The organism is Moorena sp. SIO4A5, assembly GCF_010672005.1.
Classification (GTDB): Bacteria; Cyanobacteriota; Cyanobacteriia; order Cyanobacteriales; family Coleofasciculaceae; genus Moorena.
This window is the reverse complement of the sequence record NZ_JAAHHZ010000029.1, coordinates 12,094-29,536: the sequence shown is the minus strand read 5'-3', so window position 1 is coordinate 29,536 and position 17,443 is coordinate 12,094. Positions and strand designations below refer to the sequence as shown.

The following is a 17,443-nucleotide window of genomic DNA, read 5'->3' as shown; positions in this document are numbered from 1 at the left end:
GTTAATGGGTTTAATCCAGGCTTTACGAGGAACACGGGATATCCTGCCAGACGAAGTTGGATATTGGCAGCAAGTAGAAGCGATCGCACAACAGATTCTCAATAGAGCGGCTTATCGAGAAATTCGTGCTCCCATTTTTGAGCGCACTGAACTGTTTGAACGGGGGATTGGGGAAGCTACTGATGTGGTAGGGAAGGAAATGTATACCTTCAACGACCGGGCAACCCCTCCTCGTTCCGTGACACTACGTCCAGAAGGGACAGCGGGAATAGTGCGAGCTTATATTCAAAATAGCCTCTATGCTGCTGGTGGAGTACAACGCCTCTGGTATACTGGTCCGATGTTTCGCTATGAAAATCCCCAAGCTGGACGACAGCGACAGTTTCATCAATTGGGGGTAGAGGTGATTGGTTCTCGTGATGCCAGGGCAGATGCAGAAGTAATTGCGATCGCAAAAGATATCCTAAATACCTTGGGTCTAGTTAACCTGAAACTTGACCTTAATTCTGTCGGTAGTACCGAAGACCGTCAAAAGTACCGACAGGCGCTGGTAGATTACCTTACTCCTTACAAAGATGAGTTGGACGAAGATTCTCAAGACCGTTTAACTCGCAATCCCCTCAGGATTTTAGATAGTAAAGACAAACGCACTCAAGAGATTGCTCAGGATGCTCCGAGTATATTAGACTATCTAAGTTCAGAGTCCCAAAGTCATTTTGATCAGGTAAAGCAGTTGTTGAAGGATAATGGGATTAGTTACCAGCTTAATCCTCGCTTGGTGCGGGGGTTGGATTACTACACCCACACTGCATTTGAAATTATCTCTGATGACTTAGGCGCTCAAGCAACGGTTTGTGGTGGTGGTCGCTATGACGGATTAGTCGATGAATTGGGGGGAAATAAAACTCCAGCCGTTGGTTGGGCGATTGGTTTGGAGCGTTTAGTGATTTTGCTGCAACAACTGCAAGCTTCACCAGCCCTAGCGCTAGATTTTTATCTAGTATCCAGAGGTGAAGTAGCTCAAGCTCAAGGATTGAAACTGGCTCAGCAACTGCGCAAAGCTGGGTTAGCTGTAGAACTGGACTTGAGTGGAAGTGCTTTTGGTAAACAGTTTAAGCGAGCTGACCGCAGTGGTGCGGTGGGTTGTTTAGTGATCGGAGATGCTGAAGCTCAGAGCAACACCGTGAATTTGAAATGGCTGGCCTCTGGGGAACAAGAAACTATGACCCAAGCTGATTTATTGGATAAAACTGAGCAGTTAAAAGAGCAGATAGAACCTTTGCGTTGAGTCTTGAGTGTTGAGTTGCGTAGGGTGTGTTAGGGGAGCCTTGATATTTGGCCTCTAGCCCTTGGTTAGGTTGCTGCCCGTAACGCACCACTGCTGGTTCAAACAACTGTTAGGAGATGCACCCTTGAGTGTTCAGTGTTAACACTCAAGAACGTCGTATTATTTCGTAGTGACACATCAATGCTTTGAGATAAGTATGGGTATCCTTAGGTTATAAAGAAAGGGGTTAGCTAAACCGCTCTTATGCCCCACGTCTCAACCCGTAGGGTGAGCGTGGGATGAATGGCGGACAGCAACTTTCGATTCATATTGAATATTAATTGTCGGAAATAGTAGAATGGTAAGGGAGGTGATTTGCCATGAGAACAGCCTATCAGTACAGATTGCGCCCGACTCAGCAACAAGCAGCATTAATTGACAGATGGTTGTCAATGTTATGCGCTCAATACAATTACTTATTGGCTGATAGATTCAACTGGTATGAGCAAAATCGCTCACCTGTTAATGCCTGTCCTCTGATTTGTCACTTGCCTCAACTAAGAATCAACCCTAATTACTACTCTCAAAAGAAGACTCTGCCTCAACTTAAGCAAGAACGACCTTGGTATAAGGATATTCATTCTCAAGTTTTACAGGATGTAGTTAAGAGAGTTAAGCTAACCTTTGACAGATTCTTGATCGGAGATAGTAGCGGCAAAAGAAGTGGCAAACCCAGGTTTAAGCCACTCAGTCGTTACAGAACTTTCACCTACCCTCAAATCAAACAATCCTGCTTGCAAGGTAATCGCATTGACTTACCAAAACTGGGTAAGATTAAGGTTGTCTTGCATCGTCAAATTCCTGACGGGTTCAAAATCAAGACGGTTTCTATCAGTAAAAAAGCTGACGGATTGTACGTTACACTTTCTCTTGAGGATAAGACCGTTCCTGAAATTAAAACAGATATCAATCCTCACTTAATCATTGGTATTGATGTTGGTCTAAAGGATTTTTTGACTACTTCGAGTGGTGAAACAGTTACAATACCTCAGCACTACCGTAAAGCTCAAAAAAGACTGCGGCTTATTCAGAAAAAAGTATCACGTCGAGAGAAGGGTGGTAATCGTAGACTCAAGGCTATTAAGTTGTTAGCTAAACAACATCAAAAAGTAGCTAACAAGCGTAAAGACTTCCACTTCAAAACAGCTAATCAATTGCTGTCAAAGTATGACGTTATTGCTCATGAGACTTTGAATGTCAAAGGTCTTGCTCGTACCAAATTGGCCTTATCTGTGTTGGATGCTGGGTGGTCAAGCTTTCTGTCGATACTGACAAACAAAGCCTTAAATGCTGGTTTGTTGGTTGTCCCAGTAAGTGCTCATAACACCTCACAAAATTGCTCCAGTTGTGGAGAGAAAGTACCGAAAAAGCTGCATATTCGCTGGCACGACTGCCCTCATTGTGGGTGCAGTCTTGACCGTGACCACAATGCAGCGATTCGGCGTTCGCGAAGCGTGGCCAAAGGCCTCAGCCGACGCTACGCGAACAATATAAAAAATAGAGCGGTGGGGCATCCCGTTCTTAAAGCTCAGTTAATGTCCGACGGGATACCGGGAGTCGCTGAGAAGCCCACACTTACCCGATAGGGAAGTGTGGGAGTATGTCACCATCCTGAGGATGCTGCGCTACCATTTCACCTGTAGAGTTCCCCAGCTGCTGCTATGCTACCAATACCGGATTACTTAATTGCCCTGACTGTAGTACTGGTGGTAATCCCATCAGTATTCGTAATTTTACTACGTTTTGCTCTCCATACCCATCTTTTATCCCTAGGGAAGCGAGTAAGAAGACTAATCCATGGACAGCCTCGTGGGAAAAAACCCAGAATTGTAGAGGAGCTAGAAAGACGGTTCTCAGATGCTAGCCGACATTTAGAGCAGGTCAATACAGGCGCATTAATTGACCAAGCCTACAGCCACGAGAAAGTTGTTGGCATATCTTGTGACCAAATTGATTACATTGGTCGGATTATGCCTAGCTTACTGTTATCCTTTGGCTTACTAGGTACCTTTATCGGCATCACCATCAATTTGTTAGCACTGAGTCAAACAATCAGTCAATCTGATGCTACCGATATCAATACTTTAGTTAACCAATTACAGCAACCCCTAGAAGGGATGGGGATTGCTTTTACCACTAGCTTAACCGCTATCTTTTTTAGTGCTGTCTTAACCGTAGTTAACGTCGCCTTCAATACAGGGCTAGCGAAAAACAATCTAATTAGTTACTTAGAAGATTACTTGGATAATATTTATCAGCCGAGTTTAGCAGGGCAAACACGCCTGGATGTATTGGTTCAGGGGATGTCCAATATCTTTGAAAGCTTTTTGGCGAGATTTGGTCAGACTGTTCGAGAAGCAGTGGAATCATCACTACGAGAAAAAGTGCAAGAAATTGCTGATGCTAACACTCAAGTGCTTAAACTAGCCGAAAATTCTTACAATAGATTCTTCCAAGCTGCTAGTACTATCGCTAGAAGTGCTGAAGAATTTCAGCTAGCTGCTGCTCAATTTACCCAAGTTGCTCAAACCTTTGAGCATAGCCAGTTTCCTCAAAAATTATCTAAGGCTACAGTAGATTTAACGAGAACCCAAAGCAGTTTCTCTGAGTCAGCCAGTATGTTATCGCAATCAGTGCAAGGGATGGGAGTAGCAATGGCTGAACTTCAGCGTCATGGGGTTAAGTTGGTAAAATTGGCAGAAGAAATCAGTGCCCTCAGACAATCTTCTATAGATGTAGTAAAACAGCATCATCACAGTCAACAAGCCCTAGGGAAGATTATCCCCCAACTTCAGCAAGGAGCACAGGGATTTCAGTCAGCGATCGCTCGGCTTGATCAATTAGAGCAACGGATTGTTTCTCGAACTGATAGCTTGAGTGACGTTCAGGCTGAATTGGCTAAGTTAGTGTCAAATGTTAAAAGCTATACCGAAGGAGTAAGTCTGGGAATTCAGGCTTTAGGCGATCGCCTTGATCAAAGTCTTACTCAGCAAGCTAATACTGACCAGCATAATTATGAAATTATGCGACACAATCTTGAAAAAGTTGTCAATCATCTTAATAACACTAATCAGGAAATTGCTAAGATTAGCACAAAAATGACTGAGTCCAATCAAATCGATGGTTCAACTCGCATAACCCAAGATATGACTGTAGGAGAGCTAGTCAGGCGTTTGAGCAGTGAACGATAAACCTGGCAAATCGTTAGCTGTCAGCCGTCAGCTGTCAGCCGTCAGCTGTCAGCCGTCAGCTAAAAGCTCACGCGTGCGCGTTCAGCTTAAAATAAACCTCTTTAGGGAGAATTTAATAGTTCGAGAATAATCAGAATTGAAAGTCTGGGAATTTGCCCATATAAGCATATGCCCGTAGCCCATAAGCTGAATGCTGAATGCTGAATGCTTACGGCAAATGACTAATACTAATTATAAGATTGACAGAGAATTGATAAAATGCGTCGTTCACGAAATAATGATTGGAATGAAGAGATAAATCTCTGGCCAGCTTTTACAGACTTAATGTCTAATGCCTTCATGATCCTGATCTTATTTTTGTTGTTGTCTATCCTGAAGTCTGTGCTGGCACAAACTGCCTTGGAATCAACCATTGATGATCTCACCAGAAGTGAAGATGAAGTGGTGCAATTAGCAAGGGAGAATGCGGAATTACGAGCTAAGGCAGCTCGGGTTGATCAACTTGAGCGTGGTGTGGCGGTTTGGAGAGCTAGGGCAAAGCGCTCAACTGACCGCCAAAAGGCACTAGAACAGCAGGTTAGGTCTTTGCAGGTACAGATTGCTGCAGCACCAAAACCACCAGATACACCTCCGATTATTGTAATCAAAGATCAGGGGGCTTACCGATTTGATTCTGGCAGTGCGGCAATTCCCTCAGCTATGAAGGACTATATTCGGCAGCAAATTGTCCCTGCTATTGAAAGCAATGCTAAGGACTATGAAATCAATGTAGTAGAACTGATTGGTCACACCGATGGTCAACCTAATCTTGGTGCTGGCAATATCGACCAGACCATTGGGAATGTGGTTAATAAAAATTCCTCTATCAGTCAACTTAGACCAGGATCTAATGCTGATTTAGGACTGATGCGAGCTTTGGCAGTTGTACAATTACTCCGTGAGATTCAAGCTAAAGAAGGACGGCTGAAGGGGCTGCAATTTCGAGCTTATTCTGCAGCCCAGTTAATTTTACCTAATGGACAAATTGCTCCGATTAGTTTAAAGGATGATCAAACTAGGCGCAGGATTGAAATTCGCTTTACTCGTCTGGGTAAGGTGACAAATGTTCAATAGCTGAAGGGAGTAAAATCTCGCGCTTTGTGGTAGGGAAAGATGCTAATCAATAAGTTTGCGATCGCAAATTCATTGATTAGGCTTTCTATGCTGAACAAGGAATAATCCCCATGACCTATGTCGTAGATAAACAAAACGACCAACGGCTAGTCCACTCCGGGGTAAGTTGGGATAACTTCAAATCAATTCAAGCGGGGTTCGTCAACTCCCCAGGAATTCGACTGTTCTACTACAGGGGTGAGGTAGAAATATTGGCAGTTTCCCAAGACCATGAAGTCTTCAGTGGTGTCATAGCACTGTTGCTGGGTACTTATTTTGTTGAAAAACAAATTGAGTTTACTCCAACCGGTAGCTTTACCCAAGAGAAGGAAGGGGAAGCATCTGCACAAGCAGACCAATCTTACATAATTGGTAGATCCTCAGGAGTGATTGCAGACCTCTCTATTGAAGTTGTCTTTACTAGTGGTAACCAGAGCAAGCTAAATCGTTACCAAGCATTAGGAGTATCCGAAGTTTGGTTTTGGGAGGATGGTGTCTTTGCTTTGTATCACTTGCGCTCTGATGGTTACGAAAAAATTTCCCAGAGTGAAGTCTTGCCAGATTTGGATATTGACTTATTGTATCGGTGTCTGATGATGGCTTCCAAAGTTGAAGCGATGAGGCACTTCAGACAAGCTATCTCTGAGACTTAGAAGAATCCTTAAGATTACTCCAGTAGGGTACGTTAGGGGAGCCTTCATTTTCCGCCTCGTAGCCAGGGTTGAGACAACCCGCCCCGTTCCACCCACGGGCAAGATGCCCGTTCCACCCACGGGCAAGATGCCTATTCCACCCACCGGATCAAACAGCATGCATTGAGATTTACCCCCTACGGTTTTATAGCATTTGTATTTGAGATGTAAACTTAAAAGGTCTTTTTTTAGTTTGCTATAAAACTCTGGAGCTCTTTTCCCTGTTGCTTTTTGCCTCTTGCTTCTTGTCTTTTTCGACAATCTATAATTTTACAACTCGTTTGAAAACGCTATTATCTATTTTAATTCAGCAATGCCTGAAATTTATACACAATAAATATTAAGTAATTTTAAGTTTTAAAAAAACATCTTATTTTTATTGATTATTCTTAATAATCAATAAAAATAAGATGTTATAAAATTATTTAACAAGACATAATAAGGAATCACGATGTTAAAGAAATTAAGCATTTTATCTGTTGCAACTATTGTAAGTATGACCCTAAACCAAGGATTAGCTAATGCAATAAGCGCAAATGGAGGTAGTACAGGTTGGCATGCCGTTAGTAGTGGGAGTGAGACAAGCTGTAACAAGAAAGGTATAGAAAAAATGAATATTCTTGTCAATGGAGGAGAAATCGAAAAAACTGAATTTCACCCATGGCGCTTTAAAAGAGGAAATAACGTTATTTTTAATCTTGTATGTGCTCCCAAAGGTGATTATGTCAGGGTAGATGTTATTTGTGTGAATCCTTGTGACCGGAACACTTATCGTATTCGCACTGTAATAGATGAACTTATGAATTGGTAAATTCTAGCTTTCGAATCAGCAACGCCTTAGGCAGGCGATCTCTGAGGCTTAGAAGAATCCTTCAGGTCAGCATTCAGCGGTCAGCGGTCAGTCGTCAGCCCTGAGCCATTCCCGTAGCATGGCTACAAGCCTTCGGCTGATAACTGATAGCTGATAACTGATAGCTGATAACTGATAGCTGATAACTGATAGCTGATAACTGATAGCTTAATCCTTAAGATTAGCCCTAGTATTTGAGTATTTGGTATCAACAAGCACATCTTAAGAGGAAATTTTGTGGTATAGCTTTCCTATCCCCTTAAACCGAGTAGATGTCAGTCACTCTGTCGAATCCGGTGGTTGACAAATCTAGAGCGTGGGGATAAGCAAAATACTCGACTTAAAGTGTAAGCTAATTGGAAAAGCAATCAAGTCCATTAGCAGGTCTTTGGGTCATAGATATCGACAATGGCTAAGAAGTACTGGGAATTTCTACTACAGAAAGAGGGGGAGCGCTCCTGGAAGCCAATCAAGTCTTCTGAGATGGAAATTGAATCTGGTCGGTATCGGATAGTGGCTCGTTCCAACTTGCCCAATACTGATGTAGAAATTTGCGTCAGCTATGATAGCACAGAGCAAGTGCCACCCAAACGCAAGTCCCAGAGGCGATGGCGTCGCACCAACTCAGAAGGGTTAATGGTGGTTATTCCTTTCACCAAGCTTAAACCTGGTCTGTGGAAGTTACGTTGCAGTAACGATATCATGGATGATTTTCTGGGTCAGTCCTGGCGAAAATCCTTAGCGCTACAAGTCATACCCGAAATCCAAGATGTAGAGACACCCCCTAAAACCTCTGTATCCACCCCAGTAGAATCCACCCCAGTAGAATCCACCCCAGTAGAATCCACCCAAACTGATACTCAGCCGCCTCAAATAAACAATTCCCTGACTACACCTGAGCTAGCTGTTGATTCTCCCTCCACCAATACTATTGCTAATGACCTGAAAGCAACAGATGCTAGCTCAGATACTAGCTCAGATGCTAGCTCAGATGCTAGATCAGAGTTTTCTAACCCTCAGGAGTACCAGAGTCAGATAACACCACCAGAAGAACAACCCATAACCATTGCTGCGCCAGAGTTACCTGTTGACCAAGCCCAAGCAGCAATGGGGGTTAGCCAACAGGAATCTAGTCCTAGCCAAGAGACGGTTTTGGAAGAGGTAGAAGAGGTTTACTCAGAGGCACCTGTTAATCCTGAAACCAATCAACAACCAAAAACCAACCAACAACCAATAGAAACTATCTCGGAAGACCTACAACTCCAATCGACCGTTGAGAATTCCATCATGGAGGAATCTCTGGAGACTTTGGAGCAACTACTACAACAGGTGCTTCAGCCAGTATTGGATGAGTTGGAAGATACGGAATCTGAAGATAACCAACAGCTAAGAAAAACCTCTGATTCAGATTGGGTTTCAGATACAGAGGTTAATAAGTACGGTTTAACCCTAAAACTAGATAAGGAAATTTTCCTGGCAAGGCGAGGAGAGTCGTTGACTATCAAAGGGGAATTGATAGTATATAATGATAATTATAATAATGGTGATGGGATAACGGTTAGTGTTTTAGATAGTGTTTTAGAAAACTTATTTCCTGCTACCCTACGCTATCAATTGCGGTTTCCTCAAACAGGAAAACGTTTGTTAGATATTGAGTACTCCCTATCTCAACAGGAGTTATCTTTGGGATTTAGCCATAGTCTAGATATTCCAACGGATTGCCAAAGTGGTCTAATTTTAGGAAAAATAACCCTTTATAACTCAAAGTCAACTGCTTTAGCTACTCAACAATTTACTGTCACAGCTAATGTAGAGGATTTATTAGAAGTAATTGTGCCAGGGAATCAGGGGATGCCCATGGAAACCATGGTCGTACTGGCTAATCGGATCGCTCAATCTGCCAAACCTGATCAACCTGATCAAGACCTTCTATTATTAGATGAAGACCCCTTAGAGCAGACTACGCTGGATCTGGTTGAGTTACCCCAAAACCATCCATCTCTGTTCTTGCAACCTATTTCTAAACGGTCTTTACCACCAAAACTTTACCACCATCAGCCGAGTGACATAACTGTTAAATCTATCAAATTGCCGAATTTTCCTACAATGCAGTCGGTTGCTGAACCTGAGGCACAGCACGAAGACGTCCAACATGACTCTAAAGCATCTGAGTCAGTTTCCCTAGATGATCAAGAATCCTCCACTACAGCCAATCCAGAACTAGATAATCGACAGCAAGATACTGGGTCAGAGTTACAGCCTCAAGAAACAGTGCTTCAAGACACAGTAGTTCAAGAAAGAGTACTTCAAGACACAGTACTTCAAAACACAGTAGAACAGTCGGAAGATAGTGCTGAAGATACTAATGAAGATAGTAATTTACAGATAAAGTCTGAAGTCTTATCTAATTATAATGATGCTTCTGAAGTGCTGATTAATTCCCTAAATAAATCTGATCCAATCCAAAGTATTGAGATTATTGAGAGTGATGAATATCAGACAGATGATCAGTTAGAGGATTCAGAATCGGTTGATACCCAGTTCAATAATTCCAAGGTAAACCAATTATTGAATACTACTCGGTGGGAGACTCCAGATTCTGTACAAGATCCTGAGTCAATCGCTTTAGAAGAAGCTTTCCGAGCCCTAAACATGGAAGAGCGTTTTTGGTCACGCTTGAGTGCTTTAGCTGAAGATGATAAATTGCTGGAATTGCTGAGGTTAGAATTATCCCCACAAAGTAATCCTGCTGGGCAAGATCCCTCAGCAGTGGCAGATAAACAGAGGAATGAAACGGCTAGCAACCAAGGAGAGGTTAGGGAATTTCCAGAAAAGGTCTTGGAGTCAATGACAGAATCTGAGGATTTGCCCATAGTTAGTTCAGAATTAGCAACCCCAGAAACACCCCCTAGAGTTGGTATTACTAGTCACGATTGGACGACTCAGGAAATTGTAGTAGACGATCGAGAAATAGCCCCACAACCGAAAAAAGCTAAAGCAACTAAGCAAGATGACTTGAAGGCTAAACTGGAGAATCTTTCATCCCTAGAGTTGGATGCGACCTTAGCAGCACCGACTTTATCAATACCGACTACTAGGGAGTTAGTTGCTGGAGAAAAGATAATGGTTACCATAAAACTTCCTCCTAGTCAATCTCGTTTATGTATTAAATTGTGGGTTAAAGACGTCCAAACTCGCTCTCTGCTCCAGGAAACCCGTTCTATTATAGATTTACTCCCCAATGCAGCTGGGGAGCTGGAGGCAATGACTCAATTAGTTATACCCCAAGGCACGACTCAAATCAGAATAGAAGCGATCGCAATTAATTTGGAGAACCAGCAGGAGAGTCACAAGGCGGAGTTGGAGTGTGTAGTTGTTCCTACTGACTTATCTAGTACGCTTGAAGGATGAAGTGTTTTATAGCAATTATCATAGCTATGAGGTAAACAATTTCTGGATTTTAGGGAGCAGGGAATCGGGAATCGGGAATCGGAACCCACCCCTAACCCCTCCCAGGAGGGGAACGGGAATCGGGAATCGGGAATCGGGAAAAAATCCTGTGTACCTCATAGGTATGAAAAACGCTATACTGAGGCAATGCCGTTTTGTTCCATATAATTCAGTAACCAGTTTGCGGCTGTAGCTCTGCGAGTTTGTCGAGGACCAAATTCCCCGATTTTATAACCTTTGAAACCTAATTTTTCTTTCAATAACTGTTTATTTTCTTTGGGGATTGAACGGGTTAGTTTTACGGTAGCAGGGCGGCTTTCTATGAAATTGGGTGGCTCGGGATAGTCTTCTTGCCATTCAGGATTAACCTCAGTTATATCCCACTGTTGCGTAGTTGAGTTATAACGATAACCTAGATAGTACCAGAGTAGTTTATTAACGGTATCGTCATCAATTTTTTCGTTTAAAATTGCCCAAATTGTATTAGTATTGAGTGGCGGTAGTTCAAACATAGTTGAAATTATAAATTAGGACTTATCAAGGATTAAGTAGATTCTAGATAAAGTTAGACTATCTAGAGTTATTCACTTCTGTGCTGGTACCTCTGGCGGAATAATGGTAATGGTTAGGGATTGAAGCTGTATGGCTATGAAAATTATAAAGCAGCCGCTGCGCTGGCAGGTGGGATTGGTTTTCTTGGCTGGTGTGTTGGCGATTTCCACATCAGCTATTTTTGCGCGATTAGCGATCGCATCCGCTGGGGTGAGTGGGGTAGGGTTTAGCCTGTTCGTAGCTGGATCTCGTCTTACTATTGCGTCTATGCTACTGTTACCAGCTTGGCCAAAGCTCAGGCAAGCTCAGCTAAGTCCAGGTGCATTACTCTATGCCAGTGGGGCTGGTGTTTGTTTAGCGCTACACTTTGTGACTTGGATTACTTCCTTGTCTTTTACTTCCATTGCCGCATCTACTACGTTACTTACCACAACTCCGATTTGGGTTGCTTTAGTTTCTTGGCTGTGGTTAAAAGAAAAACTAACTAGGCTGACGGTTTTGGGGATTGCTGTGGCCTTTGTAGGTGGTGTCTTAATTAGTTTGGGGGATGGGGTTTCTCTCAGTGGTGGGAGTAATGCTCTGTTGGGGAATTCTCTAGCATTGATGGGAGCGGTGATAGCAAGTTTGTATGTACTTTGGGGACGTGAAGCACAGCAGCGTGGTTTGAGTCTGGGTAGCTATAGTGCTTTCGCCTACAGTGTGGGGGCGTTGGTGTTGTTACTGTTATCGTTACTCTGGGGTGTCAGTTATCTCAATTATCCGGTAGCGGTTTACGTCTACATCTTGTTAATCGCAGTTTTCCCCCAAATGGTGGGACATACCAGTTTTAACTGGTTGCTACGCTGGATTAATCCTACCCTGGTGACCCTGGCTATTTTGTTTGAACCCGTTGGTGCTTGTTTTTTGGGCTATCTGATTTTTCAGGAAGTGCCAGGGGTATTGGTGCTGGTAGGTGCCGTGGTATTGTTAGTTGGGGTGGCAGTAGCGGTTTATGGATCTAATTTGAAAAGAGGTTGAAAGTCAGCTGAGGACTTATTTGCAGCAAGTGCTCTTAAACTCGAACAAGTCGTTTATACTGATAAAAGTTTAACAGTGATGGAGTTTAGCCTTCAATAAAGAGGTTTTTGACCTCAACTATCAGGTTTTAAACCTCAACTTTAAGCTAGAAAACCTAGTAGTACTAAAAAAGTATTTAATTGACTACATTATGCCAGAAGTAGGAGAAGCGAAAAAGAAATGAAAAAAATGATCAAAGCTTGTTTTGTAACGTTAGTAACCTGTATGCTAGTGCTAACGTTCAATATGAATGCCCTGGCGAGTAGTGAAACTGAGATAGAAATATGTGACTTAACTCTACATTCATTTTGTGACCGTGATCTGTTGCCGACGCAATATGTGGAACTTATTGCTACCCCTAACCATATCTCATTTCTTCTTTTGAAAAATGATGCTCCAGGAGATAGAAACGGCAAAATAGAAAATGATGATGATTATGTGACTTACAGCGCTAGCGAAATAACAACTTACTTAGCCACGTTTTCCAATAGTGAAGACATCACAAAAAGGCTGAAAATATCCAACACTGACGCTATAACAGAGTCTCCGCAGCATTGGACATTTTATCATAGACCCGCACAAGTGGTCAAATTGGTTAACGTATTTGCTGCCAATAAAAATTAATAATGTCGGGAGCATCCCATTTTGAAAAATATATCTTTTGATATGGGCATTAACATCGGGTTCATACAGCTTAATGTGGTATGTTTATTCCAAATTGGGATGCTCCCAGAAAGCCTGCAATGATTCAGTACCCTTTAAGCGTAAAGGGTTTCAGGCTATTTCGTCACCTCTTCTGAGGTCTGACATAATCTGGCAAAGTGGTATTTTTAAATTGTACGTAGTAATGTAAAAAATAAGTAGTCATAACAAGTAATTTAGATATGAGTAGCTAGAAAGGGGGATTGAGTTAAAAGCCAATTATTTTTCCTTTTCCCTTTCCCCAATGAATAGTAAACTACTTCAACAAGTCCGGGTTTTAGACCCAGTTTCTGGAATTGACCAAGTCGCTGATGTGCTGATTACTGATGGTGTAATCACGGCAGTGGAAACTCACATCAAGGAAATCTCTAGCGATACAGTGGTGCAAGATTGTCAGGGACACATTTTAGGACCAGGACTAGTAGACCTCTACAGCCATTCTGGTGCACCAGGACATGAGCAGCGGGAAACCTGGTCTTCACTACTGGCAGCAGCAGCAAATGGAGGCTTTACTCGCTTAGCCATTTTGCCTGACACTAACCCCCGCCTAGACAATGCTGCTGTTTTGGCACAACGGCAAGAACTCCAAAACTCTCCCCATCTGACCCTCCCACCTTCTTCACCTCAACTCTATTACTGGGGTGCCTTTACCATCGGGTTAGAAGGACAGCAAATGACTGAATTAGCGGAACTAGCTCTAGGGGGAGTAGTGGGCTTTACCGATGAACGTCCTTTATGTAATTTAGGGCTAGTTCGACGGTTGTTGGAATACCTACAACCCTTGGGTAAACCAGTGGCACTTTGGGCTTGTGACCCTAAGTTGGCAAATGGGGGAGTGATGCGAGAAGGTATCCAATCAATTGGTTTGGGTTTGCCAGGGAATCCTGCGATCGCAGAATCATCCGCTATCGCTGCCTTATTAGAAGTTGTAGCAACTACTGGCACGCCAGTCCATCTCATGCGTATCTCCACCAGTCGCGCTGTCCAATTGATTGAATCAGCTAAGGCAGCGGGTTTGCCAGTAACAGCCAGTACCACTTGGATGCATCTATTGCTCAATACTGAAGACTTATGCAGTTACAACTCCAATTTGCGCTTGGAACCCCCGTTGGGAAACCCAGTTGACCAAGCCGCACTGATCCGAGGTGTTCGGGAGGGGATTATTGATGCGATCGCAATTGACCATGCTCCCTACACTTATGAAGAAAAAACTGTTGCCTTTGCTGAAGCACCACCAGGAGTGATTGGTTTAGAGCTAGCCCTACCCCTGCTCTGGCATACTCTAGTCGAGACAGGGGATTGGTCAGCCTTAGAACTTTGGAAAAGTCTTAGCACAAATCCTGCTATTTGTCTACAGCAAGACCCCCCTAGCACTGCTACTGGTCAATCCGCTGAATTAGTCTTATTTAATCCTAAATCCCCTTGGACTGTTCACCAAAAAAACCTCAAATCCCTTTCTAGTAATACCCCCTGGCTAGGGCAAGAATTAATTGGTCGTGTCGTGCAAACTTGGTGTCCAGCAAGTCGAAAATATCAATAGTGAAGTACTGATACTTTATAATTCAGTTGACTGATTCAACCGTTCAGGATAACTCGGATTTGGTTTCAATTTCCCCATTCGATTTAACGGCCAAAACCGCACTACCGCACGACCGATAATTTTGTCACGAGGGACAAAGCCCCAGTGGTGAGAGTCGTAACTATTGTTACGGTTATCTCCCAGCACTAGGTATTCGTCTGGTGGTACTGTTTCTGGTCCAAAATCGTACTGTGGTGCTTCTACGATATACTTTTCCTCTATTTCTTTATCATTGATATAAACTCGCCCATTTTTAACCAAAACCTTGTCACCGGGTAACCCAATTATGCGCTTGATAAAAGCATCTTTAAAATTTTGCTCTTTCAGCCTTTCAGTGGGAGCAAATACCACAATTTCTCCTCGTTGTGGGTCTTGGAAAAAGCGATAACTTATCTTATCAATAATCAAGCGGTCGTTAATCTGTAGTGTCGGTAGCATCGATCCCGATGGGATGTATCGCGCTTCAGCCACAAACGTGCGAATCCCAAAGGCAAGAACAGCACTCAAGGTAATTGTTCTTATTCCTTCTACCCAAGCATTGTCTTTAGAAGGCTGTGTAGGTTTTTTTTCTGGTCTTTTATCTGGTACACGACTCATATCCATTCAACTACTACCGATACACAAGTTTGAGGAAATTTCAACAAATAGCTGATTGGGAAATTATCAGCAAATTTAACAGCAAATTTAACAGCAAATTTAAACGTCTGGGGTTTTCTAGCTAGATCTTAAAAATTTCAAGTTAGTAGGGGAGCCTAAATCAAGATTATGTAAAGTTTTGTGAATAAAGTCAATTTGGCAGGACAACCCTGTTTGTTTGTGCCATGGTGGTAGGTTAGCTGCGGTTGTCTGTATTTAGCTATATATCAGGTTTGTATCTACTGTATCTACCTAGACACCGAGCAGGGAAACTGTCAAATTATAACATCCTCCTATGTTGTCTGACTTTTGCTTGTTTATCCGCCATGCTCGTATTCTATTGCCCTCTGGTGAATTTTTACTGGGGGATATCCACACCTGCGGTCGAAGGATTGTTCAGGTTGCCCCAGACATCCCAGTGCCAACGGACGTTACGGCATATAAAGAAATAGACGCTCAAGGCTTAACTTTGTTGCCAGGGGTAATTGATCCCCAAGTCCATTTTCGGGAACCAGGTCTAGAACATAAAGAAGACTTATTTACTGCCAGTTGTGCCTGTGCCAAGGGTGGAGTGACGTCCTTTTTAGAGATGCCGAATACTCGTCCTCCGACGACGACCCAAGCCCCACTGGATGACAAGCTCAAACGAGCGGCAGATAAGTGCTTAGTTAATTATGGCTTTTTTATCGGCGCAACACCAGCAAATCAGCCAGATTTGCACAATGCCCAGCCGACTTGTGGGATTAAGATATTCATGGGTTCAGCTCATGGTGCACTATTGGTAGATCATGAAGCAGTGATAGAACCAATTTTTGCTGAAGGTTTTAGCGAAGGTTCTCGGAAGTACAATCGCTTAATTGCAGTACACGCTGAAGACCAAGCCAGAATTAATCAGCGGCGTAAGGAATTTGCTGGAATTACTGACCCTGCTGTTCACTCTCAGATTCAGGACAATCAAGCTGCCCTTAATGCCACCAAGTTAGCTCTGAAGTTGTCTAAAAAATATCAGCGGCGCTTGCATATCTTGCACCTATCCACGGCAGAAGAAGCTGAATTGCTTAGGGAAGACAAACCTAGCTGGGTGACGGCGGAAGTGACTCCCCAGCACCTCTTACTAAATACCGATGCTTATGCAGAGATTGGTACCCTGGCACAGATGAATCCGCCTTTGCGCTCCTGCCACGACAATGAAGTTCTTTGGCAAGCTCTACTCGATGGGGTCATTGATTTTATCGCTACAGACCATGCTCCTCACACCTTGGAGGAAAAAGCCAAAGGGTACCCCCACACTCCTTCGGGAATGCCTGGAGTAGAAACATCTCTGCCACTGATGCTGACTCAAGCCATAGAGGGACGGTGTAGTGTGGCTCAAGTATCTGACTGGATGTCTACAGCAGTTGCTAAGGCTTATGGAATTCCCAACAAAGGTGCGATCGCTCCTGGCTATGATGCGGATTTGGTACTGGTAGATTTAGAAAATTACCACCCAGTGTTACGGGAAGAACTTTTAACAAAATGCGGATGGAGTCCTTTTGAAGCTTGGAACTTAACCGGATGGCCAGTGATGACCATTGTTGGTGGTCAAGTAGTCTACGACAGAGGAAAATTGAACACAGAAGTGCGAGGTGAAGCTTTAACTTTTACCAGTTAAACAGTATAGGATTTAACTATAGGACTTAATAATAGGATTTAATAGGTAGTGGGAAAAAATTAAAGTTGACCCAAATTTTTGGTCAACCTCAATCCCACTAACCTTCACCCTACTCTACACTAGACGCCAAGGGCGAACAACCAGATAACCTATCCAACAGCCAAGTTAAATCAAACTTACCGTTACAAGTGAATTGAGCCTGACGTCCACCTTCCTGGGAATAGGTTAGTCTTAGATGTAGATAACTGGATGGCAAATAGTGTAGGCGCTCAGCCCACTCGATGGCCACAATTCCCGGAGCAACCTCAATTCCCTCCCAGTAGTGTTCTGGGTTTAATGACTCTACTTCTGAGGTGGATAAGCGGTACAAATCGAGGTGATACAGGGGGATACGTCCCTCTGTATACTCATTGATCAGAGTAAAGGTGGGACTGACAATGGCATCAGTTATGCCTAGTCCCTCACCAATACCCTGAACTAGGGTGGTTTTGCCAGCCCCTAAGTCTCCCTCCAGCAAAATGATGCTACTAGCTGGCAGAGATTTCCCCAATTCCACACCTAGCGTACGGGTTGCTTTAGCATCAGCTAGAAAAATTTTTGTCATT

Annotated in this window: 15 protein-coding genes; 11 read left to right on the top strand and 4 right to left on the bottom strand. The window is 43.2% G+C overall.

The features are described from left to right. Nucleotides 1-4 precede the first annotated feature (4 nt). From hisS to F6K57_RS10835, 7 genes are all read left to right on the top strand, one after another. Nucleotides 5-1,288, top strand: coding sequence for a histidine--tRNA ligase (hisS, locus tag F6K57_RS10865; protein ID WP_293067373.1), 1,284 nt, complete (start codon nt 5-7; stop codon nt 1,286-1,288). A gap of 359 nt (nt 1,289-1,647) precedes the next feature. Continuing rightward, entirely contained in the window at nt 1,648-2,913 is a 1,266-nt protein-coding gene (locus F6K57_RS10860; RefSeq protein WP_293067371.1) for a transposase, read from the top strand. Nucleotides 2,914-2,988: 75 nt separating this feature from the next. Next, nucleotides 2,989-4,518: a hypothetical protein gene (locus tag F6K57_RS10855; RefSeq protein ID WP_293067369.1), complete on the top strand. Its 1,530-nt coding sequence runs from the start codon at nt 2,989-2,991 to the stop codon at nt 4,516-4,518. A 258-nt stretch (nt 4,519-4,776) separates the two neighbouring features. Further along, nucleotides 4,777-5,631: a hypothetical protein gene (locus F6K57_RS10850; protein ID WP_293067367.1), complete on the top strand. Its 855-nt coding sequence runs from the start codon at nt 4,777-4,779 to the stop codon at nt 5,629-5,631. 110 nt (nt 5,632-5,741) lie between these two features. After that, nucleotides 5,742-6,323, top strand: a complete 582-nt coding sequence (locus F6K57_RS10845) for a Uma2 family endonuclease (protein WP_293067364.1) — start codon at nt 5,742-5,744, stop codon at nt 6,321-6,323. A 490-nt stretch (nt 6,324-6,813) separates the two neighbouring features. Then, a complete protein-coding gene (locus tag F6K57_RS10840) occupies nt 6,814-7,173 on the top strand; it encodes a hypothetical protein (RefSeq protein ID WP_293026573.1) in 360 nt (119 codons plus the stop codon). A gap of 447 nt (nt 7,174-7,620) precedes the next feature. Next, nucleotides 7,621-10,623, top strand: a complete 3,003-nt coding sequence (locus F6K57_RS10835) for a hypothetical protein (protein ID WP_293067361.1) — start codon at nt 7,621-7,623, stop codon at nt 10,621-10,623. Between the two features lie 24 nt (nt 10,624-10,647). On the opposite strand, the gene F6K57_RS10830 is transcribed toward F6K57_RS10835, so the two are convergent. Both F6K57_RS10830 and F6K57_RS10825 read right to left on the bottom strand, forming a co-directional pair. Beyond that, nucleotides 10,648-10,782, bottom strand: coding sequence for a hypothetical protein (locus F6K57_RS10830; protein WP_293026577.1), 135 nt, complete (start codon nt 10,780-10,782; stop codon nt 10,648-10,650). Nucleotides 10,783-10,796: 14 nt separating this feature from the next. Continuing rightward, on the bottom strand, nt 10,797-11,174 hold the full coding sequence (locus tag F6K57_RS10825; RefSeq protein WP_075895885.1) for a DUF1823 family protein: 378 nt from the start codon (nt 11,172-11,174) through the stop codon (nt 10,797-10,799). Nucleotides 11,175-11,304: 130 nt separating this feature from the next. Here F6K57_RS10825 and F6K57_RS10820 point away from each other — a divergent pair, with 130 nt between their 5' ends. From F6K57_RS10820 to F6K57_RS10810, 3 genes are all read left to right on the top strand, one after another. Further along, the gene (locus F6K57_RS10820) at nt 11,305-12,231 is read left to right on the top strand and encodes a DMT family transporter (RefSeq protein ID WP_364302291.1); all 927 of its coding nucleotides are present in this window, start codon (nt 11,305-11,307) and stop codon (nt 12,229-12,231) included. 219 nt (nt 12,232-12,450) lie between these two features. After that, nucleotides 12,451-12,894 (top strand): hypothetical protein, encoded by a 444-nt coding sequence (locus tag F6K57_RS10815; protein WP_293067354.1) that lies wholly within the window; start codon nt 12,451-12,453, stop codon nt 12,892-12,894. A gap of 322 nt (nt 12,895-13,216) precedes the next feature. Then, complete coding sequence (locus tag F6K57_RS10810; protein ID WP_293067351.1) at nt 13,217-14,512, top strand: dihydroorotase; 1,296 nt, start codon at nt 13,217-13,219, stop codon at nt 14,510-14,512. A gap of 15 nt (nt 14,513-14,527) precedes the next feature. Here F6K57_RS10810 and lepB read toward each other — a convergent pair whose 3' ends face one another. Beyond that, a complete protein-coding gene (gene lepB, locus F6K57_RS10805) occupies nt 14,528-15,148 on the bottom strand; it encodes a signal peptidase I (protein WP_293067348.1) in 621 nt (206 codons plus the stop codon). Between the two features lie 334 nt (nt 15,149-15,482). On the opposite strand from lepB, the gene F6K57_RS10800 reads away from it, so the two are divergent. Further along, nucleotides 15,483-16,838 (top strand): dihydroorotase, encoded by a 1,356-nt coding sequence (locus F6K57_RS10800; protein WP_293067345.1) that lies wholly within the window; start codon nt 15,483-15,485, stop codon nt 16,836-16,838. A 109-nt stretch (nt 16,839-16,947) separates the two neighbouring features. Here the strand turns inward: F6K57_RS10800 and tsaE are convergent, their stop codons facing one another. Continuing rightward, on the bottom strand, nt 16,948-17,442 hold the full coding sequence (gene tsaE, locus F6K57_RS10795; protein ID WP_293067342.1) for a tRNA (adenosine(37)-N6)-threonylcarbamoyltransferase complex ATPase subunit type 1 TsaE: 495 nt from the start codon (nt 17,440-17,442) through the stop codon (nt 16,948-16,950). Nucleotide 17,443 lies beyond the last annotated feature (1 nt).

Coding starts and splice junctions, on each gene's coding strand:
- hisS (WP_293067373.1), top strand. CDS start 5: ATGGGTTTAATCCAGGCTTTACGAGGAACACGGGATATCCTGCCAGAC.
- F6K57_RS10860 (WP_293067371.1), top strand. CDS start 1,648: ATGAGAACAGCCTATCAGTACAGATTGCGCCCGACTCAGCAACAAGCA.
- F6K57_RS10855 (WP_293067369.1), top strand. CDS start 2,989: ATGCTACCAATACCGGATTACTTAATTGCCCTGACTGTAGTACTGGTG.
- F6K57_RS10850 (WP_293067367.1), top strand. CDS start 4,777: ATGCGTCGTTCACGAAATAATGATTGGAATGAAGAGATAAATCTCTGG.
- F6K57_RS10845 (WP_293067364.1), top strand. CDS start 5,742: ATGACCTATGTCGTAGATAAACAAAACGACCAACGGCTAGTCCACTCC.
- F6K57_RS10840 (WP_293026573.1), top strand. CDS start 6,814: ATGTTAAAGAAATTAAGCATTTTATCTGTTGCAACTATTGTAAGTATG.
- F6K57_RS10835 (WP_293067361.1), top strand. CDS start 7,621: ATGGCTAAGAAGTACTGGGAATTTCTACTACAGAAAGAGGGGGAGCGC.
- F6K57_RS10830 (WP_293026577.1), bottom strand. CDS start 10,782: ATGAGGTACACAGGATTTTTTCCCGATTCCCGATTCCCGATTCCCGTT.
- F6K57_RS10825 (WP_075895885.1), bottom strand. CDS start 11,174: ATGTTTGAACTACCGCCACTCAATACTAATACAATTTGGGCAATTTTA.
- F6K57_RS10820 (WP_364302291.1), top strand. CDS start 11,305: ATGGCTATGAAAATTATAAAGCAGCCGCTGCGCTGGCAGGTGGGATTG.
- F6K57_RS10815 (WP_293067354.1), top strand. CDS start 12,451: ATGAAAAAAATGATCAAAGCTTGTTTTGTAACGTTAGTAACCTGTATG.
- F6K57_RS10810 (WP_293067351.1), top strand. CDS start 13,217: ATGAATAGTAAACTACTTCAACAAGTCCGGGTTTTAGACCCAGTTTCT.
- lepB (WP_293067348.1), bottom strand. CDS start 15,148: ATGAGTCGTGTACCAGATAAAAGACCAGAAAAAAAACCTACACAGCCT.
- F6K57_RS10800 (WP_293067345.1), top strand. CDS start 15,483: ATGTTGTCTGACTTTTGCTTGTTTATCCGCCATGCTCGTATTCTATTG.
- tsaE (WP_293067342.1), bottom strand. CDS start 17,442: ATGACAAAAATTTTTCTAGCTGATGCTAAAGCAACCCGTACGCTAGGT.